This is a genomic window from Sphingobacteriaceae bacterium GW460-11-11-14-LB5, from assembly GCA_002151545.1.
Classification (GTDB): Bacteria; Bacteroidota; Bacteroidia; order Sphingobacteriales; family Sphingobacteriaceae; genus Pedobacter.
On the sequence record CP021237.1, the window covers coordinates 2,666,668 to 2,686,011 of the forward strand.

23 protein-coding genes are annotated in these 19,344 nt (G+C 37.3%); 15 read left to right on the top strand and 8 right to left on the bottom strand.

The annotated features are described in order from the left end of the window. Window positions 1-67: 67 nt before the first annotated feature. From CA265_10805 to CA265_10820, 4 genes are all read right to left on the bottom strand, one after another. Window positions 68-1,234, bottom strand: coding sequence for a glucose-1-phosphate thymidylyltransferase (locus CA265_10805; GenBank protein ARS40114.1), 1,167 nt, complete (start codon window positions 1,232-1,234; stop codon window positions 68-70). A gap of 72 nt (window positions 1,235-1,306) precedes the next feature. Beyond that, window positions 1,307-1,555 (bottom strand): 50S ribosomal protein L31, encoded by a 249-nt coding sequence (locus CA265_10810; GenBank protein ARS40115.1) that lies wholly within the window; start codon window positions 1,553-1,555, stop codon window positions 1,307-1,309. A 237-nt stretch (window positions 1,556-1,792) separates the two neighbouring features. Beyond that, complete coding sequence (locus CA265_10815) at window positions 1,793-2,077, bottom strand: hypothetical protein (GenBank protein ARS42958.1); 285 nt, start codon at window positions 2,075-2,077, stop codon at window positions 1,793-1,795. Window positions 2,078-2,389: 312 nt separating this feature from the next. Continuing rightward, window positions 2,390-2,797: a methylmalonyl-CoA epimerase gene (locus CA265_10820; GenBank protein ID ARS40116.1), complete on the bottom strand. Its 408-nt coding sequence runs from the start codon at window positions 2,795-2,797 to the stop codon at window positions 2,390-2,392. Between the two features lie 117 nt (window positions 2,798-2,914). Between CA265_10820 and CA265_10825 the strand changes: the two genes are divergently transcribed. The 4 genes from CA265_10825 (at window position 2,915) to CA265_10840 (ending at window position 7,302) form a co-directional block, all read left to right on the top strand. Beyond that, window positions 2,915-4,126, top strand: coding sequence for an IscS subfamily cysteine desulfurase (locus CA265_10825; protein ID ARS40117.1), 1,212 nt, complete (start codon window positions 2,915-2,917; stop codon window positions 4,124-4,126). Between the two features lie 120 nt (window positions 4,127-4,246). Continuing rightward, window positions 4,247-4,660, top strand: coding sequence for an iron-sulfur cluster scaffold-like protein (locus tag CA265_10830; protein ARS40118.1), 414 nt, complete (start codon window positions 4,247-4,249; stop codon window positions 4,658-4,660). An 89-nt stretch (window positions 4,661-4,749) separates the two neighbouring features. Further along, on the top strand, window positions 4,750-5,076 hold the full coding sequence (locus tag CA265_10835; protein ID ARS40119.1) for an iron-sulfur cluster assembly accessory protein: 327 nt from the start codon (window positions 4,750-4,752) through the stop codon (window positions 5,074-5,076). A gap of 309 nt (window positions 5,077-5,385) precedes the next feature. Next, on the top strand, window positions 5,386-7,302 hold the full coding sequence (locus CA265_10840) for an AMP-binding protein (GenBank protein ARS40120.1): 1,917 nt from the start codon (window positions 5,386-5,388) through the stop codon (window positions 7,300-7,302). A gap of 75 nt (window positions 7,303-7,377) precedes the next feature. Here the strand turns inward: CA265_10840 and CA265_10845 are convergent, their stop codons facing one another. Continuing rightward, window positions 7,378-8,067, bottom strand: a complete 690-nt coding sequence (locus tag CA265_10845) for a TIGR02453 family protein (protein ARS40121.1) — start codon at window positions 8,065-8,067, stop codon at window positions 7,378-7,380. 288 nt (window positions 8,068-8,355) lie between these two features. Here CA265_10845 and CA265_10850 point away from each other — a divergent pair, with 288 nt between their 5' ends. From CA265_10850 to CA265_10865, 4 genes are all read left to right on the top strand, one after another. Next, window positions 8,356-8,739 (top strand): hypothetical protein, encoded by a 384-nt coding sequence (locus tag CA265_10850; protein ID ARS40122.1) that lies wholly within the window; start codon window positions 8,356-8,358, stop codon window positions 8,737-8,739. 94 nt (window positions 8,740-8,833) lie between these two features. Then, window positions 8,834-9,160, top strand: a complete 327-nt coding sequence (locus tag CA265_10855) for a hypothetical protein (GenBank protein ARS40123.1) — start codon at window positions 8,834-8,836, stop codon at window positions 9,158-9,160. Window positions 9,161-9,438: 278 nt separating this feature from the next. Continuing rightward, on the top strand, window positions 9,439-11,148 hold the full coding sequence (locus CA265_10860) for a lysine--tRNA ligase (GenBank protein ARS40124.1): 1,710 nt from the start codon (window positions 9,439-9,441) through the stop codon (window positions 11,146-11,148). 137 nt (window positions 11,149-11,285) lie between these two features. Then, entirely contained in the window at window positions 11,286-11,498 is a 213-nt protein-coding gene (locus CA265_10865) for a hypothetical protein (GenBank protein ARS40125.1), read from the top strand. Window positions 11,499-11,601: 103 nt separating this feature from the next. On the opposite strand, the gene CA265_10870 is transcribed toward CA265_10865, so the two are convergent. Then, window positions 11,602-12,156, bottom strand: coding sequence for a general stress protein (locus CA265_10870; GenBank protein ID ARS40126.1), 555 nt, complete (start codon window positions 12,154-12,156; stop codon window positions 11,602-11,604). A gap of 184 nt (window positions 12,157-12,340) precedes the next feature. On the opposite strand from CA265_10870, the gene CA265_10875 reads away from it, so the two are divergent. Both CA265_10875 and CA265_10880 read left to right on the top strand, forming a co-directional pair. Continuing rightward, window positions 12,341-12,838: a hypothetical protein gene (locus CA265_10875; GenBank protein ID ARS40127.1), complete on the top strand. Its 498-nt coding sequence runs from the start codon at window positions 12,341-12,343 to the stop codon at window positions 12,836-12,838. A 138-nt stretch (window positions 12,839-12,976) separates the two neighbouring features. After that, window positions 12,977-13,180, top strand: a complete 204-nt coding sequence (locus tag CA265_10880; protein ID ARS40128.1) for a hypothetical protein — start codon at window positions 12,977-12,979, stop codon at window positions 13,178-13,180. A gap of 29 nt (window positions 13,181-13,209) precedes the next feature. Here CA265_10880 and CA265_10885 read toward each other — a convergent pair whose 3' ends face one another. Then, entirely contained in the window at window positions 13,210-13,749 is a 540-nt protein-coding gene (locus CA265_10885) for a hypothetical protein (GenBank protein ARS40129.1), read from the bottom strand. A 115-nt stretch (window positions 13,750-13,864) separates the two neighbouring features. Between CA265_10885 and CA265_10890 the strand changes: the two genes are divergently transcribed. The 3 genes from CA265_10890 to CA265_10900 all read left to right on the top strand — a co-directional run bounded on the left by CA265_10890 (window position 13,865) and on the right by CA265_10900 (window position 15,929). Then, a complete protein-coding gene (locus tag CA265_10890; GenBank protein ARS40130.1) occupies window positions 13,865-14,383 on the top strand; it encodes a thiol reductase thioredoxin in 519 nt (172 codons plus the stop codon). A gap of 200 nt (window positions 14,384-14,583) precedes the next feature. After that, window positions 14,584-15,264 (top strand): uracil-DNA glycosylase, encoded by a 681-nt coding sequence (locus tag CA265_10895; protein ARS40131.1) that lies wholly within the window; start codon window positions 14,584-14,586, stop codon window positions 15,262-15,264. Further along, window positions 15,264-15,929, top strand: coding sequence for a hypothetical protein (locus CA265_10900; GenBank protein ID ARS40132.1), 666 nt, complete (start codon window positions 15,264-15,266; stop codon window positions 15,927-15,929). Before CA265_10895 ends, CA265_10900 begins: the two co-directional genes overlap by 1 nt. Before the next feature lie 278 nt (window positions 15,930-16,207). On the opposite strand, the gene CA265_10905 is transcribed toward CA265_10900, so the two are convergent. Further along, on the bottom strand, window positions 16,208-16,678 hold the full coding sequence (locus CA265_10905) for an AsnC family transcriptional regulator (GenBank protein ID ARS40133.1): 471 nt from the start codon (window positions 16,676-16,678) through the stop codon (window positions 16,208-16,210). Window positions 16,679-16,805: 127 nt separating this feature from the next. Between CA265_10905 and CA265_10910 the strand changes: the two genes are divergently transcribed. Continuing rightward, window positions 16,806-17,468 carry an iron-dependent repressor gene (locus tag CA265_10910; GenBank protein ARS40134.1) on the top strand — a complete coding sequence of 221 codons (663 nt, stop codon included), beginning with the start codon at window positions 16,806-16,808 and terminating at the stop codon, window positions 17,466-17,468. Further along, window positions 17,455-19,320 (top strand): iron/manganese transporter, encoded by a 1,866-nt coding sequence (locus tag CA265_10915; protein ID ARS40135.1) that lies wholly within the window; start codon window positions 17,455-17,457, stop codon window positions 19,318-19,320. Before CA265_10910 ends, CA265_10915 begins: the two co-directional genes overlap by 14 nt. Window positions 19,321-19,344: the final 24 nt, after the last annotated feature.

Below are 19,344 nucleotides of genomic sequence, written 5' to 3' on the forward strand. Positions count from 1 at the left end.
TTTTAATGTTAGAATGTTTTAAAGTTGGAATGTTCAAACGTTGAGACATTTCAACCTTTCAACTTATTTAAAATCGTCTATACGATTCAGTTAATTCAAATACTTTAGTAATAATATCCTTTTCTACTTCATCAAAGGTTATATTTTTCCGGGCAAATACCTTTTCTGTTGTTTCGAACATTTTATTCAGTCTATAGGTATCGAAGCCACTGGCACCTCCCCAGCTAAAATCGGGTACATGATTTGGAGGGAAGCCTGCCCCAAAAACATTAGCACCAATACCAACCACACTACCAGTATTAAACATGGTATTTATGCCCGATTTAGCATGATCGGCCATAATTAAACCACAAAACTGCAGATTGGTATTGCGCATTTTTTTGCCTTCATAATCGTAAAGTTTTACTTCGGCATAGTTGTTTTTTAAATTCGAGTTGTTTGTATCGGCTCCAATATTACACCACTCGCCCATTACCGAATTGCCCAAATACCCCTCGTGACCTTTGGCCGAATTGCCCCAAATGACCGAATTGTTAATTTCGCCTCCGGCACGGCTATTGGGGCCAATGGTAGTACCGGAATATATTTTAGCACCCATTTTTATTGATGAGTTCTCGCCAAGCGCAAAAGATCCCCTGATCAAACTCCCTTCCCATACCTCAGCATTTTTACCGATGTAGATAGGCCCGATAGTGCTGTTTAGCACACTACATTCGGCTTTAGCCCCTTCTTCAAAGAAAACATCATCACCCAGCAATTGGTTGGTACTACTGATCTTTGCTGAGCTGCGTCCTTCGGTTAACAGTTTAAAATCTTTTCTGATCTCACCTGGATTATTCCCAAAAATATGCTCCGGATAAACAATCTGTATAAAATCACTTTTATATTCAACCGGCTTTAATGATTTAACCGATGCTAAATCATGCTGATCTGAGCTATACGCAATAATCACATCTCTTTGATAAAGTACCTCACCCGCTTTAAGGCCAGTCACGGCACTAAGTAAAGCCTCATCGGGACAAACGGAGCCATTTATAAATAAATCGGCATTTGGTTTGGTCGCAAACTTTACAGAGAGGTAATCTTGAGTTTGGAAACCGAAATCGGCTTTTAAATATTTAGCCCATTTCTCTGCGATGGTTAAAATACCAATGCGTAAATCGGCCACAGGCCTGGTAAACGTAAGTGGACGTAAAGACATCCAGGAAGCATCATCAAATAGATTGATTGTCATAAGCAACAAAAATAAAAAAAGTCCCGATGCTTTTGGCAAAGGGACTTCAAAAAATGCTTTTTGTTGCTAAAATTATTTCTTAGCGTAACGGTTTTTGAATTTATCGATACGTCCTGCTGTATCAACCAATTTCATTTTACCAGTATAAAAAGGGTGAGAAGTGTGAGAAATCTCTAATTTGTAAAGAGGATACTCGTTACCATCTTCCCATTTAATTGTTTCTTTAGTATCTACGCAAGATTTTGTTAAGAAAGCATACTCGTTAGACATGTCTTTAAAAACAACTGGTCTGTAGCTTGTTGGGTGCAAATCTTTTTTCATTTGAATATTATTTTTAGTTATTTGTGTGAAAGCATCAAGAACATTCTTGCAATTTGCTGGCAACAACGCTTATGACATTTCCTATTAGTCTTTCTACCTCTATTTTAGAGGATGCAAATGTATTAAATTATTTTTTAAAAATCAAGCCATCAAAACAAAATATTCTATATGTTTTAAACAGTTTTAATTTTCAGAATGCAATTTACCACCGATTATTAGGATTGCAAATTACGAAACCTAACTATACTTCTTCCAGGTTTCTACTTTAGCCTTTTGGCGGGCAATATAGGCATCGGCAATTACTTCAGCGGAGCTTAAGCCTTCTACGGTTTCCAGCAGTTCTTTTAGTTTATACTGATCTACATCTGCCTTATATAAGATCTGGATCAGTTTAGGAAAATCGTTGTCAATTAAATAAGCAAAGGCATCAACCATGGCATTACGCAATTGATTTTCGGAAAGATTATTTTCGATATCGAAATCTTTGCTGATGATTTTGATCACAGATGGTATATCGCTCACTGAATAGATATTTTTAAATCCGTTGATTAAAACCAACGGGAACACTTAATTAAGCGCATGCTTATCTGATATACACTTCCCTACCTCACCAAGCACCGCAGCACAAAGTTAAATAAACCTGATGGAAACGATAGCTCCCGATTGAAAAGAGGGACTAAAGTGTACAGCAGGACTACAGATACTATGGAATAAGGAACCATTCTTTTTCAAAAGACCCTGAAATAAATTACCTTCGGTGAGCTCGCTAAGGCTCGGTTCAGGGTGACGCCCGAGTTAAGCCATTTCCCATCATACCTCTTCCATCCTCCCTCCTTATACCCACTTAATTTCCTGGCAGATCTCAATCAGTACGCCATTGGTATCTTTGGGATGCACGAAACACACCATTTTATCATCTGCTCCTTTTTTAGGCGACTCGCTAAGCAGCACAAATCCTTCTTGATGCAAACGTTCCATTTCTGCAAGGATGTCATCAACCAAAAAAGCGATATGGTGAATCCCCTCTCCTTTTTTTTCGATAAATTTAGCAATTGCACTATCTGGAGCCGTGGCCTGCAGCAGTTCTACCTTATTTTCGCCGGTTTTAAAGAAAGCCGTATTTACAAATTCGGATGCAACTTGCTCTGTTTTATAGCAATCGGTGTTCAATAGTTTCTGATAAATAGCTATAGAACTGTTAAGGTCTTTTACCGCGATGCCGATGTGTTCTATCTTATTCATAGATTATAAGGTTATGTGAATGTAAAAATGCGGCTTTTCTCTATAAGGTCATAGCTATTATTTATAATTGTTAAATAAGTTTTTTCGTATCTTTGTGTTATAATTAACAGAATAGAGATGAAACAGCCGATATATTTAGATAATAATGCTACAACCCCGTTAGATCCGAGGGTGTTGGAAGCAATGCTACCTTACTTTACAGAGAAATTTGGAAATGCCGCAAGTCGTAATCACGCGTTTGGCTGGGTGGCTGAAGAGGGTGTAGATTATGCCCGTGAGCAGGTAGCCAAACTAATCGGCTGTACTGAAAAAGAAATTATTTTTACATCAGGTGCTACCGAAGCCGATAACCTGGCTATTAAAGGTGTATTTGAAATGTACAAAGAAAAAGGAAACCACATTATTACTGCGGTTACTGAACATAAAGCGGTTTTAGATACTTGCAAACACCTGGAGAAAAACGGTGCACGTGTAACTTATTTAGGCGTTAAAGAAGACGGTTTAATTGATTTAGCTGAATTAGAAGCTGCCATGACTCCTGAAACGATTTTAGTTTCGATTATGTATGGCAACAACGAAATCGGTGTAATTCAACCCGTTAAAGAAATTGCAGCAATTGCGCACAAACATGGTGCTTTATTTATGACTGATGCTACACAGGCAGTTGGTAAAATCCCAGTTGATGTAAATGCTGATGGTATTGACTTAATGGCTTTCTCGGCACATAAAATGTATGGTCCGAAAGGTGTTGGGGTACTTTACGTTCGTCGTAAAAACCCAAGGGTTAAAGTTACGGCACAAATGGACGGTGGTGGCCATGAGCGTGGAATGCGTTCGGGTACGTTAAACGTTCCGGGTATTGTAGGTTTAGGTAAAGCCTGTGAACTTTGTCGTTTAGAAATGGAAAGCGAATCAGTGCGTTTATCAGCTTTACGTGATAAGTTAGAAACTACTTTGAACAAAATGGAAGAGAGTTATGTTAATGGGAATACACAACACCGTTTACCACACGTAGCCAATATCTCTTTCAAATATGTTGAAGGTGAAGGTTTAATGATGGCGATGAGTGATTTAGCGGTATCTTCAGGATCGGCTTGTACTTCAGCATCTTTAGAACCATCATATGTTTTAAAAAGCTTAGGTTTATCTGATGATTTGGCACACTCTTCTATCCGTTATGGTTTAGGAAGGTTTACGACAGAAGCAGAAATTGATCAGGCCATTGAAGTAACTCAAAAAGCGGTTAATCACTTAAGAGAACTTTCTCCACTTTGGGAAATGTTTAAAGAAGGAATCGACTTGAGTAAAATTGAGTGGGCAGAACACTAAGAAAGGTAGAGGGCTGAAAGGCTTAAGGTAGAAGGCTAATCGCCAAACGCTTTACGCAAATCGCCAAACTGAAAATTAATTAAAAAAATTGCTCCGTAAGGAGATTAAAAAAATAAAATCATGGCATATTCAGAAAAAGTAATTGACCATTACAATAACCCACGTAACGTAGGTACTTTAAATAAAGACAGCAAATTTGTAGGAACAGGACTAGTTGGTGCACCTGAGTGTGGCGACGTAATGCGTTTACAAATTGAAGTTGGAGAAGATAACGTCATCACTGATGCTAAATTTAAAACATTTGGTTGTGGTTCGGCTATTGCTTCTTCTTCTTTAGCTACAGAATGGTTAAAAGGAAAAACAATTGACGAGGCTTTATCTATCGACAACATGGATATTGTTGAAGAATTGGCTTTACCTCCAGTAAAAATTCACTGCTCAGTTTTAGCAGAAGATGCAATTAAATCGGCTATTAACGATTACCGCGTTAAAAATGGCTTAGAGGCAATTGTATTAGAAAAATCGCACCACTAGAACAGATGTGAGAAAATAGATATGAGATTTGAGATTCAGCGCTCAATTAGGTCTCAAATCTAAGCTCTCAAATCTCAAATCTTAATATTATGATTACGATAACAGATAAAGCAAAAGAAAAAATCACCCACTTAATGCAGGATTCGGAAATGGGTTCTGATTACTTTTTACGTGTTTCAGTAAAAGGTGGTGGTTGCTCGGGTTTATCATACAATTTAGATTTTGATAACGAAGAACAAAAAGGCGATCAGTTTTTTGAAGACAGAGGAATCAAAATTGCTTTGGATATGAAATCATTCCTTTATTTGGCCGGAACTGAACTCGATTTCACCGATGGCTTAAATGGAAAAGGTTTCAACTTTATAAACCCAAATGCCAGCCGTAGCTGTGGCTGTGGCGAAAGTTTTTCAGTTTAATCGAGTCGATACAACTTATAAAAAAAGGTTTCATTTATGGAACCTTTTTTGCGTTTCAAGAGGTTTGTTTTTCACAGGATACATCATCTCGACCGAAACGCTTGTAACGGAGAGATCTATCCCGATAGATTTAGCAACGCTGAGTAATTCGTAGTTCTCGACTTCGTTGCGCTCCGCTCGAAATGACGACATCGAAGTTGGTCCCATTGAAATCAATACCGCCTTAAAACTACTTAAAAGCCAATTTGTATTTTTAAACCAAAAAGCCTTATAATTGTTAATTATAATTAGCGAAACCAAATTACGAGCATGCCATTAATAAACGAGTTTTCAACTGTTCCTACCTTATTGCGGAATGTTGTTAAAAACATCCACAAACCTCAGGAAACCTTTTTAATCCATAAACAAGGTGCAGAATGGACTGAAATTTCTTATGAAGATACCTTAAAAAGAGCCGATGCTGTTTCTGCCTTCTTCCTGGAAAAAGGAATAAAAAAGGGCGATCGTTTAGGCTTAATGATTGAGAATTCTCCTGAGTACGTATATTATGATCAGGGTATTCAGCAAATTGGAGTAATTAACGTATCTATTTACCCTACGCTTTCTGAACAGGAAGTAGCCTACATTATTAACGATTCGGGTATAAAAGCCATTCTTGTTGGGAACAACTTTTTATACCGTAAAGTATTAAAGGTAGCAGCCAATTGTAAACAGTTAAAATATATTATCCCGGCTTTTAAAGATTTCGAAAAAGTTGTTATTCCTAAAGATGTACAGGTAGAAGTAATTGCTTTTTCAGATATCCTGGCGCTTAAACATCAGGTTACGGCAGCAGAAAGAGCCGAAATTGATCAATGCAGAAGTTTAGTTTTACCTGAAGATGTTTCTTCTTTAATTTATACTTCGGGAACAACAGGAACGCCAAAAGGCGTAATGCTTACCCATTACAACTTTGTTAAGAATGTGGAAGTTTGTTTACAACAGATCCCTGTGATTGATCAAACAGAAACTTTTCTTTCTTTTTTACCCTTATCGCATGTATTCGAGCGAACAGCCACTTACCATGTTTGCTGTGCCCAAGGCTGTAAAATTGCCTTCGCACAGAGTTTAGAATTATTAGCCAAAAATATGGGTGAAGTTCGTCCAACGGTAATGAGCTGTGTGCCGCGTTTATTGGAACGTATACACGATAAAGCCATAAAAGGAGGAACTGCAGGTGGAGGTACAAAAGCCAAAATATTTACCTGGGCCTTAGAAACAGGCAATAAATACCGTGTAGCAAAAGAGGCCGGCAAAAATCCGGGCTTTATTTTATCGGCTAAAAAAGGAATAGCAGAGAAACTGGTTTTCAGTAAAATTAAAGAGAAAACAGGTGGCCGTTTAAAGTTTATGATTTCGGGTGGTGCAGCATTACCTAAAAATGTTGGCGAGTTTTTCGGCGATTTAGGCATTAAAATATTAGAAGGGTTTGGACTGACAGAAACCTCACCGGTGATGTCGGTTACCGAATACCACAGACAGGTTTATGGCACGGTTGGCCGTGTGATTCCAGGTATTGAAGTGGGTATACAAGACGTAGAAAGCAAAGAAATGCTCAGCATTCAAACGCACAATACCTTTAACGAAGAATTTGAATGTGCCGAAGGTGAAGTTATTGTTCGCGGTCATTGTGTGATGAAAGGTTATTTTAATAAACCTGCCGAAACCGCCGAAGCAATAGATAAAGATATGTGGTTCCATACCGGAGATATTGGTCGTTTTTATAAAGGAAATCTACAGATTACAGATCGTTTAAAAAACATGATCGTAAATGCTTACGGCAAAAATGTTTACCCTACCCCAGTAGAAAACATTTACCTGAAAAGCCCAAAAATTGATCAGCTTTTTTTAATTGGCGATAAACGTGAATTTATTACAGCAATCATTATCCCGAACAGAGAAACCTTAGAAGAAACTTTTAAACTTAAACCATCGTTTTTCGAAGAAGCTGATCCTTTTATACGCGATCAGGAAATTATGGATTGGATGGAACAGGATATCAAAAAAATATCAAACGAACTGGCCAAATTTGAGCGCATTAAAAACTTTAAGATCAAACGTAATCCTTTCAATATAGATGAGGGAGAAATTACCCCTACCATGAAAGTTAAACGCCGTATTGTAGAAAAGAAATATGCCGAAGCCATTAACGAAATGTATGAGGAAGGCATAGAAGCCGAATCATAATTAAAAAAGGGTCATCATTACTAATCTGGTAATCATGACCCTTTATTTTTTCGTTATAACGTTTTTAAAAATCAATTACAAGTCCATTCCATTTGCGTCTGTTGTTAATATTTCGCTCATATAATCAAAGAAGGGCCGCATGTTTTTAAATTCCTGATTACAATATGTCAAGTAATCTTTACTTAAAACTTCCTGATCAGTAAATCGATGAACTAATAAAAATTGTTTATAACGCAGCAAATCGATATCCTGATGATCTCCGTCAAAACCCTTTGGAGCTGTTTTCAATTGTTCGCCTTTCAAAGCCTCGAAAGAAGAAATAAAAGTTTTATCATTTAATATGGCTCTCAGCGGTTCTGCATCAAAACTTATATTTTCCCTTATCAATTTCAAATCCTGAGGAGAAGGCCCGAAAAAGCCACCAGCCACAAAACTATTACCGGGTTCGATATGGAAATAGTAACCTCCCCTTCTTTGTTTGCCAGCCCGTTTAAAACTTCCACTCCAATGCGTTTTGTAAGGCGTTTTATCATTTGAAAAACGTGTATCCCGATAAATCCGGTATAAACTTTTCTTTCCTGAAGGTGTTTCAATTACATCATGGGTATTCATGAGGTCTAATAAACCCTGCGCAAAAGATTCTATGTAAACCAGTTCTTTCTGATAGGCGGTTTTATGCTCATTAAACCATTCGCGTTCATTGTTATTTTTCAATAAGCTTAAAAACTCAAAACTAGAAGGTGGAATTTGTGTTATATCGGGCATAGTTTTTTAAAATGGCTAATTCATCTCCAAACAAATATAACATCTGTAAAACACTAAATTCATATCACTTATTCATAAAATTGTAATGGTTTTCCTCATTTACCATGGATGGCTCAATATTTAAAAAAAAATAAAAATTTCATAAAACATTCCTGTATCGAATATTGTTAGGCTATCAAACCTTACATCATAAGTAATATTTTTTAACGCAGCAGCTAATCGTTCATTTATAAGCCAATACTGTATTACATTATGTCTCGTCGTCCCCTATGTTTAACTGCATTTTTAATGCTTCTTGGATTACTATTTTCAAAAAAAGCACATTCCGCAGATGATTTCCCTTATGGATGCAAGGTTTTTTACTCAGGTGCTGAAAGGGTTTTTACAGACTATTCTTCCACCGATGGAACGCAATCCAGGCATTATAGCACGTTAACCAATTATATTATTGGAGGCAACTCTTGCGAAGTCACCATATCTGCCAGCACTCCTTATCCGGGCGGATGTACTGTAGATGGGGTAACCACCGGACAAAATGTGACCATTACGGCTGTTGTAGACTGCCCCATAGATCATAACCTCTTCATCCTTTTTATAGCCAGTGTGATTTTGGGGACTTATATCATCAGGCAAAATACAAGAAGTTTTCTTTGGCCAAGTAAGTTTATTTGACTGTTGAATAGCTAATTCTTTACAATTTAGGATTGTTATTGATTATTAGTGTCTGATATATTTAATAGCTTTATGTATCATTTGCCTGAAAACGATGAAACACGATTTATTTTTTGAGCAGGTTTGGGATTTAACCAGAGAAATACCCAAAGGTAGGGTCACTTCATATGGTGCAATTGCAAAAGCTATTGGTGCGCCTAACCTATCGAGAATGGTGGCCAGAGCCATAGGCGCTTGTGGTGCAGCACAAACTCCGGTGCCTTATTATAGGGTAATCAGTAGCAATGGCTTGCTCAGCGGTGATCCATCATCAACAGCTAAAAGACAGGAACTTCTCGAAAATGAAGGCGTTCAAATTAAAAACCTGAAAGTTCAAAACCTTAAAAAGGTATTCTGGGACCCTTTAGTTGATATGGAATAAGTATTACGGTTAAAGTTTGATAATCCATCTTTTTATTTCATGGGATTTTAACAGCCTAAAATGCGATGTTATATCGAATAAAGCATTTAGTAATTACAATAGCTTTCTTATCTTTGCAACCATCGGTTTTATATGGATAGCTAATTGGTACTGAAAATTGAATTTTTTCCAATATTAATTCAAAATTTAATCAGCTAATTATTTCTTTTTCATTAAAGCACCAAAATTTAACAATAACAAAAAATGCAAAAGCATTACTTTTGCAAAAAATACCTGAAATGAGTATAGGATTATCAGAACAAGAAGTATTACGACGTGAGTCGCTAAAACAATTACGTGCGTTAGGCATTGAGCCTTATCCTGCAGAAGCATATGAAGTAAATGCATATGCTGCAGATATATTAGCTAATTATGAAGTAGATAAGACAGCATACAAGACGGTAGTATTAGCAGGTAGAATTATGAGCCGTAATATTATGGGTGCGGCCTCTTTTACGGAGTTACAGGATTCTACCGGCAGAATTCAGATCTACTTAAAACGCGATGAACTTTGTCCTGGTGATGATAAAACCTTATACAATACCGTATTTAAAAAACTTTTAGATATCGGCGATTTCATCGGGGTTAAAGGATACGTATTCACGACACAAACAGGAGAAATTTCTGTGCATGTTACCGAATTTAAGGTGCTTTCTAAATCACTACGTCCTTTACCAATCGTTAAACGCGATGATGAAGGTAATGTTTACGATGGATTTACCAATCCGGAATTACGTTACCGCATGCGTTACGTTGATTTAACAGTAAACCCTGATTTTAAACAGATCTTCATCAAACGCAGCAAGGTGATTAACACCATGCGCAACTATTTTGACAACCAGGGTTGGATGGAAGTGGAAACCCCTATCCTGCAGCCTATCCATGGTGGTGCTGCCGCGCGTCCTTTTGCCACACACCACAATACTTTAGATATGCCGCTTTATTTGCGTATTGCAAACGAGCTATATTTAAAAAGATTAATCGTTGCCGGTTTTGATGGTGTATATGAATTCGGTAAAATGTTCCGTAATGAAGGAATGGACCGTACGCATAACCCTGAATTTACTTCAATGGAAATTTACGTGGCCTACAAAGATTATATCTGGATGATGGCTATGGTTGAAGAATGTTTAGAAAAAGTAGCGATTGCCACAACGGGTGCAAGTGTAGTTAAAGTGGGTGCTAACGAAATTAATTTTGAAGGACCGTATGAAAAACTAACCATGTACGAGTCTATTCAAAAATATACAGGAATTGATGTTTCGGCGATGACTGAAGAAGAAATTGCCCAAACCTGTAAAGATTTAGGTATCGAAATAGATGATACAATGGGCCGTGGAAAATTAATTGATGAAATTTTCGGGGCTAAAGTTGAAGCGAATTTAATCCAGCCAACCTACATTACCGACTACCCTATCGAAATGACGCCATTGGCTAAAAAGCACCGTACTGCTGAAGGCCTGGTAGAACGTTTTGAGTTATTTGTTAACGGTAAAGAGATTGCGAATGCTTATTCAGAATTAAACGATCCTATCGATCAAAAAGAGCGTTTAGAAGATCAGTTAAAATTAGCTGCCCGCGGAGATGACGAGGCGATGGCGATGGATGATGATTTTGTTCGTGCGCTGGAATATGGCATGCCGCCAACTTCAGGCTTAGGCATAGGTATTGACCGCTTGGTGATGTTAATGACCAACCAAAGCACCATTCAGGAAGTTTTATTTTTCCCGCAGATGCGTCCGGAGAAAAAGAAAATAGAAATGACACCAGAAGAAACAGCATTATATGCACTGGTTTCGGAAGGCGAACAAGCTTTGTTAACCGAAGTAAAAGGCAAACTGGCCGATTGGAGTAACAAAAAATGGGATACAACCTTAAAAGCTTTAACCGCAAAAGGAATCCTGAAAGTTGCCAAAACGGATGATGGTTTATTCCTATCGCATAAATAGTCGAATCGGAGCCCCAAAAAGGGAATTACGGATTTGATTTTAACAAAAACATAACATAAACTTAAAAGGCTTGCTAACAATTGTTTAGCAAGCCTTTTCTATATTTACAGCAATCGATAATTAAAAATCATTGCGATATGAATACGTCAAGTTTAGAAATCAACGAGAGAGAATACTGCATTAAATTAAGCAAAGATGCTTTTGATTTAACGCTGGTACGCCAATTAATTAAAAGAATCCAAGCCGAAGCTTTATTTTTCTCAAGAGTACAAGCCGAAGAAGAAGATATCTTAAGCAAAAGAGCCCAAAGAGAAGAATTAGAAGGATTCGATTATTTAGGAGATAAATAGTCTCTTTTCAGTTGGCAATTTCCAGTTAGCAGTTAATTTAACGGTTAACCGGCTAACCGCTTTAGACAATTAACCAGTTAAGCAATTTATACAGTTACCCTGATTAATCTACCTCCAAAGTTCCCTCTACAGAATCATCCATTGTTTTTCCTGTAATTACCGACGCTGCCATTTTTAAGAATGCTACTGCAGTGCCGTGTTTGGTATCCCAGTAATATCCCTCCGAAGGGATAACCTTAATCAAGGTAATATCCGGATCGTCTTTCCCGCCCTGAAACCAGGTTTTAATAAACGGACTCCAAAGTTCATCAATTTTGGCCTGATCCCTGCTGATTTCCGAAATGCCATAAATATTTACAAAACCCGAATGTGCTCCAGCCTGGAACAATAAATGTGTAAAAGGATCAGTAGAAATCTCTTCATTTTTATGACTGTCTTTCATACTCATAAACCAGATATTCCCTTCATCATCAACCTGTTGAATAGCCATTGGTCTTACCGATAAAGGTATGCCTGTTTTAATATTGGTACAGAAAAAACAGCTTTCAGCCTTTTCAGCTAAAGTTCTCAGCTTTTCGATGGCTGCTTTACCGTCCAAATCTTTAATATTATTTTCTTCCTGAGTATTATTGGTACTCCCTTCTTGTGATGTTGCCATAGGATTAAGATTTTATATTAACTACAATGGAAAGTAGAATTTGGTTTTGAGTTTTTGCGGAAAGCGGACGGCGGAGAGCGGAAAGCGAAAGGCGCTCAGCGATGAGTGTTTAGCACAGCCACATAGAATAGATTTATTGATCTGTAGTTATGGATTTTTTAATGAAAGGCAATATCTTTAATCAATGAATATCAAAAAACCGCAACCATTTAAAGCTGAAATTAAAATTATAGGCATTAATCCTTTTGTATTTGTACCGGAAGAAGTATTAAACTATGTTTTTCATCAGGCCGGGAAAGACAAAGGTCAGCTGCCGGTTACCATGAAAATTGATGGGCATGAGTTTAAGCAAACCCTGGTAAAGTACGCCGGCGACTGGCGTTTGTACCTGAATACGCCAATGCGAAAAGCAGCAGACAAAGATGTTGGAGATAGCGCAATCTTCGAAATAGCATTTGATACTGAAGTGCGTTCAATAACCATGCACCCGAAACTGGAAGAAGCTCTGGCGGAAAGTAAAGCGGCTAAAGCGATATTTGATGGCCTTGCACCCTATTTGCAAAAAGAAATTATACGTTACATCGCCAACCTTAAAACGGAAGAATCAGTAGAGAAAAATGTTAAAAAGGCAATCGGTTTTCTGTTGGGTGAAGAAAGATTTATCGGAAGGGACCCTTTGTAAGAGAATTCGTCATGGAGGTACGACAGCCTGCTCCGACTTTTCAGGAAAGCAATCTTATAACAATCGCTAACCCATAGTAGTAAGATTGCTTCCTCGCCTGAAAAAGCCTCATCGCAATGACGAATTTTATTGTTCAGAATGATTTATATTTTGAACACCAAGCTTTTTATGCACAGCCTCTTCATTATAAACCTGATAGTAGCGAACACGATCCCGTTCTTCGTCGGGAGGCGTAAAGCGGATAGCAGGACTGCCGCTCCCGAAGAAATACAACCCTTCCGTTTTCAAATCAAAAAAGACCACACAAAACTAAATAAAACAAAAAAGCCATCTCAAATCTGAAATGGCTCTATACACGATGTAATCGATTATTATCTGTAACGAACTTGCTGTTGCTTATCCATCATGCCCATCTGATCTTTCATTTGTTTAATCTGATCGGCCAGTAATTTATTTTTATCTGCTTTTTTCGCTTCAGCAAGATACATGGTTGCTTCGCGTTTGTTACGTTTAGCCATTGCAATACCTGCTAAACTTAATTTTGCCAAAGCAATGTTATGATCCATCTGCATACCTAATGCAAGCGATTTTTTGAAATATTTCTCACTCTGCATCGGCGCTGTTCTGCTTTCAATTAACCCGATTAATAAGTTATAATAACCATGTTGAACTTTAATCAACTGCGTTTCGTAATTCGTAATACGGTCTAAAAACATTTTTGCTTTAGGCATGTTATCTTTTCTAAGGAACCATTGTGCTAAAAGCATGTTTTCATTAAAGAAATAAGTTACCAGTACAATTATCCCCAGTAAAATGGCAACAATGCCCCATGGCCAGAAACCGAAAATAAACAAAGCTACTGCGCCACCCAGTAAAGCAAACCCCGCAATTAATCTGATAATATTTGGCATAAATTTTATTCTAATTATTTTTTTTTGCAAATATCGTGTTTAAATGGCAGAAATTAGATTTTAAAACAATAATTTCATTAAAAATTTAAAAGCTCAAAAAAACCATCTCGTAAATATGAAAATCCTCTTATCTATAACCCTAATCGTACTTGCAATGAATGTTTCTGCACAAGATGTTAATAAAAAAATACACGATCAAGTCCACAACAAAGACATATTAATTAATACTTGTACACGTGAGGGCATTACAACCTTTCCTGAGTTCAAAGAAATGTACGATCCACTTTACGCAGCATATGTACCGGATGCAGCTACCCTGATTGAACTGAAAAAACTGGTTAAAAACGAAAAAATCAAAATTGTTTTAGGCACCTGGTGTGGCGACAGTAAAGCAAACGTTCCAAACTTTTTTAAAATTTTAGACGCCTTACACTTTAAAGAGAAAAACGTAGAAATTATTGCGGTTGACGGAAATAAAAAAGCTGAAAACGGTATTATAGATGGTCTGGATATTGTTAGGGTACCAACTTTTATTGTTTTGGATAAAAAAGGAAAAGAACTGGGGAGAATTATAGAGGGTGCGAAAACAACCCTTGAAGGTGATTTGTTAGCTATTTACAAGAAAAAATCTTAAACTTTTTGAGATAATTTTGGTTCATAGTTTAATGGTCCATAGTTGATAGCCTAGGAGTTCAGAACCTGAGGGCTTAATACTTACGGGATCATCGTTTAATGGTTGATGAATAATAGCCTATCACCTGACTGACACCAACCATTGCCCATAAATTATTAAACCATCAACCATATTACATCACACATCTTACATCAAAAAACATGTCTGCAGCATTAGAACCAGGTTGGTTAGCCGTTTTAGAAGAAGAATTTGAAAAAGACTACATGAAAAGCATTAAGTCTTTTTTACAGGAGGAAAAAAACAATGGTGCAATGGTTTATCCAAAAGGCACTGATATTTTCAATGCATTAAACACCACACCATTTGACAAGGTAAAGGTTGTCATTTTAGGTCAGGATCCCTATCATGGTGTTGGCCAGGCACACGGCCTATCCTTTTCAGTGCAACGCGGTGTTGCGGTTCCGCCATCACTAAAAAACATTTATAAGGAGCTGGAAACGGATATTGAAGGTTTTAAAACACCAAACCACGGGCATTTAACACACTGGGCAGAGCAAGGCGTATTATTGTTAAACGCTACTTTAACCGTTCGTGCTTCAGAAGCAGGCTCGCATCAAAACCGCGGCTGGGAAATTTTTACTGATGAAATTATTAAGGCTTTATCTCAAAAACGCGAACATATCGTATTTCTGTTATGGGGTAAATATGCACAGCAAAAAGCGGCTTTAATCGATCAGAAAAAACATTATGTGCTTACCGCTGCCCATCCATCGCCTTTTTCGGCTTACAATGGTTTCTTCGGATCGAAACATTTTTCCAAAGCAAATCAGCTTTTAGTACAGAACAATTTAACACCTATCGACTGGAACTTACCGGCCTGATGAACACTTATTTTATCAGCGGTTTAGGTGCCGATAAAAGAATTTTTTCTAAGCTAAAGCTGGATGAAAAGATCAATATCATTCATGTAAATTGGATAACCCCAAATAAAGACGAATCATTAGCTTCATATGCTCAACGACTAAGTAGCGTTATAGACTTAAGCCAGCCTTTTGCCTTGGTAGGTGTTTCTTTTGGTGGGATGATTGCAGTAGAAATTGCTAAAATATTAAAGCCCGTAACAACAATAATAATATCGAGCACCATGTTAGCAGCCCAGTTGCCAACACTTTATCGTTTTGCAGGCCAGTTAGGCTTATTGAAGCTTATCCCTGCAAAACTCTTAAAATCTTCAAATAAACTTACTCAGCATTACTACTTCGGTACGCGATCGAGCAATGAGAAAACTTTGCTAAGCAAAATTATAAAAGACACTGATCCTCATTTTTTGAAATGGGCCATCGGGAGTATTTTAAGCTGGAGGAATACAATTAAACCAAATGGAATTTACCATATTCACGGCACCAACGATAAAATTTTATATGCTAAAACAGCACAACCAGATTTTATCATCGAAAATGGTACCCATTTTATGGTTTATCAAAATGCTGAGGAAATTTCAGGAATTATTAATAGCGTAATATTGAATATCGTATCGTCATGCTGAATTCATTTCAGCATCTTTCTTGATATAAAGACCCTGAAATAAATTCAGGGTGACGGATTTATATAAAAAAATCGTCATTTCGAGCGAAGTGCAACGCAGTCGAGAACCACGTAGTGCTCAGCGAAGCTAAATCTATTTAGATCTTTCTACAAAAAGTTCAAGACTACGCTACAGTCAAGATGACGACCGTTCTAATTAGCTCCAGGCAAAAAACATTTTAATCAAAAATCGGAATCGCGAAATCGATTGTGTTTAAAGTCTCTTTCAAGGATTTGGGTTTAATACTCCAAAGGCACAATCGGTTCTTTCTTTGTGGTCGACATGATCATCATCGTTTGGAAAGTTTTAACCACAGAAATCTTACTGATTTTATCCATAATTAAACGTTCGTACGCTTTAATGTCTTTTACATAAACCTTTAGCAAAAAATCGGCCTGACCAGTAACATGGTGACACTCTGTGATTTCTTTAATTTGATTTACTTCATCCAAAAAGATCTGGATGGTATTATTTTTATGAAAATCGAGTTGAATCTGAATAAAGGTTTTGATACCTAAACCTAGTTTTTCTTCATCTACCAATGCATGATAACTTTTAATATATCCTGCCATTTCAAGCTTGCGCACACGTTCTAAAGTTGGTGCCGGTGATAAACCAATTTCCTGCGATAAAAGCAAGTTGGTAATTCTTCCGTTTTCTTGAAGAATTCTTAAAATTTTAAAGTCAATTTTATCTAATTCAGATGCCATATGGTGTTAAAGGTATTTGAGAATACAAACATAACCAAATTATATTCTAAATTTTAACATAATTTATCATATATATTTTAAATAAAAATTTTTAGATTTACCTAAAAATAAAATTAGATAAACATAAATGCAAAGTTACACGGAAGAGAACTATCTAAAGACTATTTATCACCTTGCGGAGAAAACCACAAACGTTCAAACCAATGCCATAGCAGAGCAAATGCAAACCAAACCGGCATCGGTTACCGACATGATTAAAAAATTAGCCGACAAAGGCTTAGTTGATTATATTAAATACCAGGGGGTTACTTTAACCGAAACCGGAAAAAATACGGCGATCGATATTGTACGTAAACATAGATTATGGGAAGTTTTTTTGGTGGACAAACTAAACTTTAAATGGGATGAGGTACATGATGTTGCGGAAGAGCTGGAGCATATTAAATCAATCGAGCTGATTGAAAGGTTAGATGAGTTTTTAGGTTTCCCGAAAGCTGATCCGCATGGCGACCCCATTCCTGATAAAAACGGAAGATTTGCCAAAACCCAGTTTATAAAATTAATCGAACTAAAAATAGGCGATCGTGGTACCATTACCGGCGTTACCCAACACAGCTCGGCATTTTTAAAACATTTAGAAAAATTAGGCCTTACCCTGGGCAAACAAATCCAGATCAGTGATGTTACCGATTTTGATGGTTCAGTAGAAATCATGTTATCCGATAAACAAGTTAATATTAGTAGAGAAGTTGCAAAACATATTTTAATCAGCAGCAATGGCAAAAACTGAATCGTTAAGTGAAGTACATCAAAGTGTAAATACGGATAAAAGAAAAGGCTGGAAGAGAATTCTGGCTTTCATTGGTCCCGCTTATTTAATTAGTGTTGGCTACATGGATCCGGGTAACTGGGCAACTGATTTAGCAGGAGGTAGTAAATTCGGCTACCAGTTAATTTGGGTTTTACTGATGTCGAACCTCATTGCCCTACTCTTACAATCGTTAAGTGCACGTTTGGGCATAGTAAGGGGACTGGATTTAGCACAGGCCTCTAAACAAGCTTATCCGCGTTGGGCCAATATCCCGTTATTTGCCTTGGCACAAACGGCCATCATCGCTTGCGATTTAGCAGAAATTATCGGGATGGCCATAGGCTTACAGCTGCTTTTTGGATTACCCTTAATCTGGGGGATTTCCATTACCATTTTCGACACCATTTTACTCCTCTTTTTACTTAATAAAGGCATGCGGGCCATGGAAGGCTTTATTGTTTCGATGGTTTTTATTGTCGGGATTTCCTTTCTGGTTGAAATGTTTATTGTAGAACCCTCACTTAAAGAAGTAGCCCGAGGTTTCGAACCTTCTATACTAAATGGTGATGCACTTTATATTGCCATCGGGATTATTGGTGCAACGGTAATGCCGCATAACCTGTATCTACATTCATCTTTAGTACAAACCAGAAAGATTGAACGTAGCAACAAAGGCATTAAAGAGGCCTTAAAATTCAACCTCATTGATACAACCGTTGCATTAAACCTTGCTTTTTTTGTTAATGCTGCCATATTGATACTTGCTGCAGCTGCCTTTTATAAAAATGGCTTACATGAAGTGGCTGAAATTCAGGATGCGCATAAACTCCTTTCCAATATTTTTGGCAATGTAGCCCCAACCCTATTTGCTATAGCGCTAATCGCCGCCGGGCAAAGCTCTACCGTTACGGGAACTTTAGCAGGACAGATTATTATGGAAGGCCACATTAACTTAAGAATACAACCCTGGTTACGACGTTTGATTACACGCCTCCTGGCTATTATCCCGGCATTTTTCACCATATTACATTACGGAGAAAATGCACTTGGTGGCTTGCTAGTGTTGAGTCAGGTGGTATTAAGTTTGCAATTGGGTTTTGCCATTATTCCGTTAATTCATTTCACATCAGATAAAAAACTGATGAAAGATTTTGCAATTAAACCATGGGTTAAGGTATTGGCATGGGCAAGCGCTTTAGCTATTATCGCATTGAACGTAAAACTTGTTATTGAAGAAATAGGTGGCTGGGCAAAAGAGGCCAATAACTGGTGGATTTATGTGATTGTAATACCAGCATTAATTTTAGTCGTTTTACTCTTGCTTTATGTTTTCTTCCATCCTTTATTAGAGAAGAAAAAGAATGCCTCAAAACAACTTGTACCGCACGGGAATGCTTTAGATATTGGTAAAATAGATAAGATCAGCTATAAACGCATTGGAATTGCGGTAGATTTTTCTAAAAACGATAGAAATACCATCCGGCATGCTTTAATTCAAGGTGGCAAAGATGCACACTATTACCTGATCCATGTTGTAGAAACTGCTGCTGCCCGTTATCATGGTAATGATGTAATGGATCATGAAACACAGAGTGATGCAGCCAACCTGGAGAAATACAGGGTCAATCTTGAAGATCTTGGATATGATTCTACACCCTTTATTGGTTTTGGAAATACCGGTAAAGCCATAGCCGATATCAGCAACAAAAATGAAATGGAACTATTGGTAATGGGTGCACATGGACATAAAGGCTTAAAAGACCTTATTTTTGGTACCACCGTTGATTCGGTAAGGCATAAGGTAAATATTCCTGTATTAATTATCAGGTAATCGTTTACCACAGATAAAATGATT

What these genes read in the sequence shown, in the direction of transcription:
- CA265_10810 (ARS40115.1), bottom strand. Translation starts at nt 1,555, where the DNA reads ATGAAAAAAGATTTGCACCCAACAAGCTACAGACCAGTTGTTTTTAAA.
- CA265_10820 (ARS40116.1), bottom strand. Translation starts at nt 2,797, where the DNA reads ATGAATAAGATAGAACACATCGGCATCGCGGTAAAAGACCTTAACAGT.
- CA265_10875 (ARS40127.1), top strand. Translation starts at nt 12,341, where the DNA reads ATGAATATCAAAAAACCGCAACCATTTAAAGCTGAAATTAAAATTATA.
- CA265_10855 (ARS40123.1), top strand. Translation starts at nt 8,834, where the DNA reads ATGAAACACGATTTATTTTTTGAGCAGGTTTGGGATTTAACCAGAGAA.
- CA265_10900 (ARS40132.1), top strand. Translation starts at nt 15,264, where the DNA reads ATGAACACTTATTTTATCAGCGGTTTAGGTGCCGATAAAAGAATTTTT.
- CA265_10835 (ARS40119.1), top strand. Translation starts at nt 4,750, where the DNA reads ATGATTACGATAACAGATAAAGCAAAAGAAAAAATCACCCACTTAATG.
- CA265_10880 (ARS40128.1), top strand. Translation starts at nt 12,977, where the DNA reads ATGATTTATATTTTGAACACCAAGCTTTTTATGCACAGCCTCTTCATT.
- CA265_10890 (ARS40130.1), top strand. Translation starts at nt 13,865, where the DNA reads ATGAAAATCCTCTTATCTATAACCCTAATCGTACTTGCAATGAATGTT.
- CA265_10885 (ARS40129.1), bottom strand. Translation starts at nt 13,749, where the DNA reads ATGCCAAATATTATCAGATTAATTGCGGGGTTTGCTTTACTGGGTGGC.
- CA265_10805 (ARS40114.1), bottom strand. Translation starts at nt 1,234, where the DNA reads ATGACAATCAATCTATTTGATGATGCTTCCTGGATGTCTTTACGTCCA.
- CA265_10825 (ARS40117.1), top strand. Translation starts at nt 2,915, where the DNA reads ATGAAACAGCCGATATATTTAGATAATAATGCTACAACCCCGTTAGAT.
- CA265_10895 (ARS40131.1), top strand. Translation starts at nt 14,584, where the DNA reads ATGTCTGCAGCATTAGAACCAGGTTGGTTAGCCGTTTTAGAAGAAGAA.
- CA265_10850 (ARS40122.1), top strand. Translation starts at nt 8,356, where the DNA reads ATGCTTCTTGGATTACTATTTTCAAAAAAAGCACATTCCGCAGATGAT.
- CA265_10910 (ARS40134.1), top strand. Translation starts at nt 16,806, where the DNA reads ATGCAAAGTTACACGGAAGAGAACTATCTAAAGACTATTTATCACCTT.
- CA265_10865 (ARS40125.1), top strand. Translation starts at nt 11,286, where the DNA reads ATGAATACGTCAAGTTTAGAAATCAACGAGAGAGAATACTGCATTAAA.
- CA265_10915 (ARS40135.1), top strand. Translation starts at nt 17,455, where the DNA reads ATGGCAAAAACTGAATCGTTAAGTGAAGTACATCAAAGTGTAAATACG.
- CA265_10840 (ARS40120.1), top strand. Translation starts at nt 5,386, where the DNA reads ATGCCATTAATAAACGAGTTTTCAACTGTTCCTACCTTATTGCGGAAT.
- CA265_10860 (ARS40124.1), top strand. Translation starts at nt 9,439, where the DNA reads ATGAGTATAGGATTATCAGAACAAGAAGTATTACGACGTGAGTCGCTA.
- CA265_10830 (ARS40118.1), top strand. Translation starts at nt 4,247, where the DNA reads ATGGCATATTCAGAAAAAGTAATTGACCATTACAATAACCCACGTAAC.
- CA265_10845 (ARS40121.1), bottom strand. Translation starts at nt 8,067, where the DNA reads ATGCCCGATATAACACAAATTCCACCTTCTAGTTTTGAGTTTTTAAGC.
- CA265_10905 (ARS40133.1), bottom strand. Translation starts at nt 16,678, where the DNA reads ATGGCATCTGAATTAGATAAAATTGACTTTAAAATTTTAAGAATTCTT.
- CA265_10870 (ARS40126.1), bottom strand. Translation starts at nt 12,156, where the DNA reads ATGGCAACATCACAAGAAGGGAGTACCAATAATACTCAGGAAGAAAAT.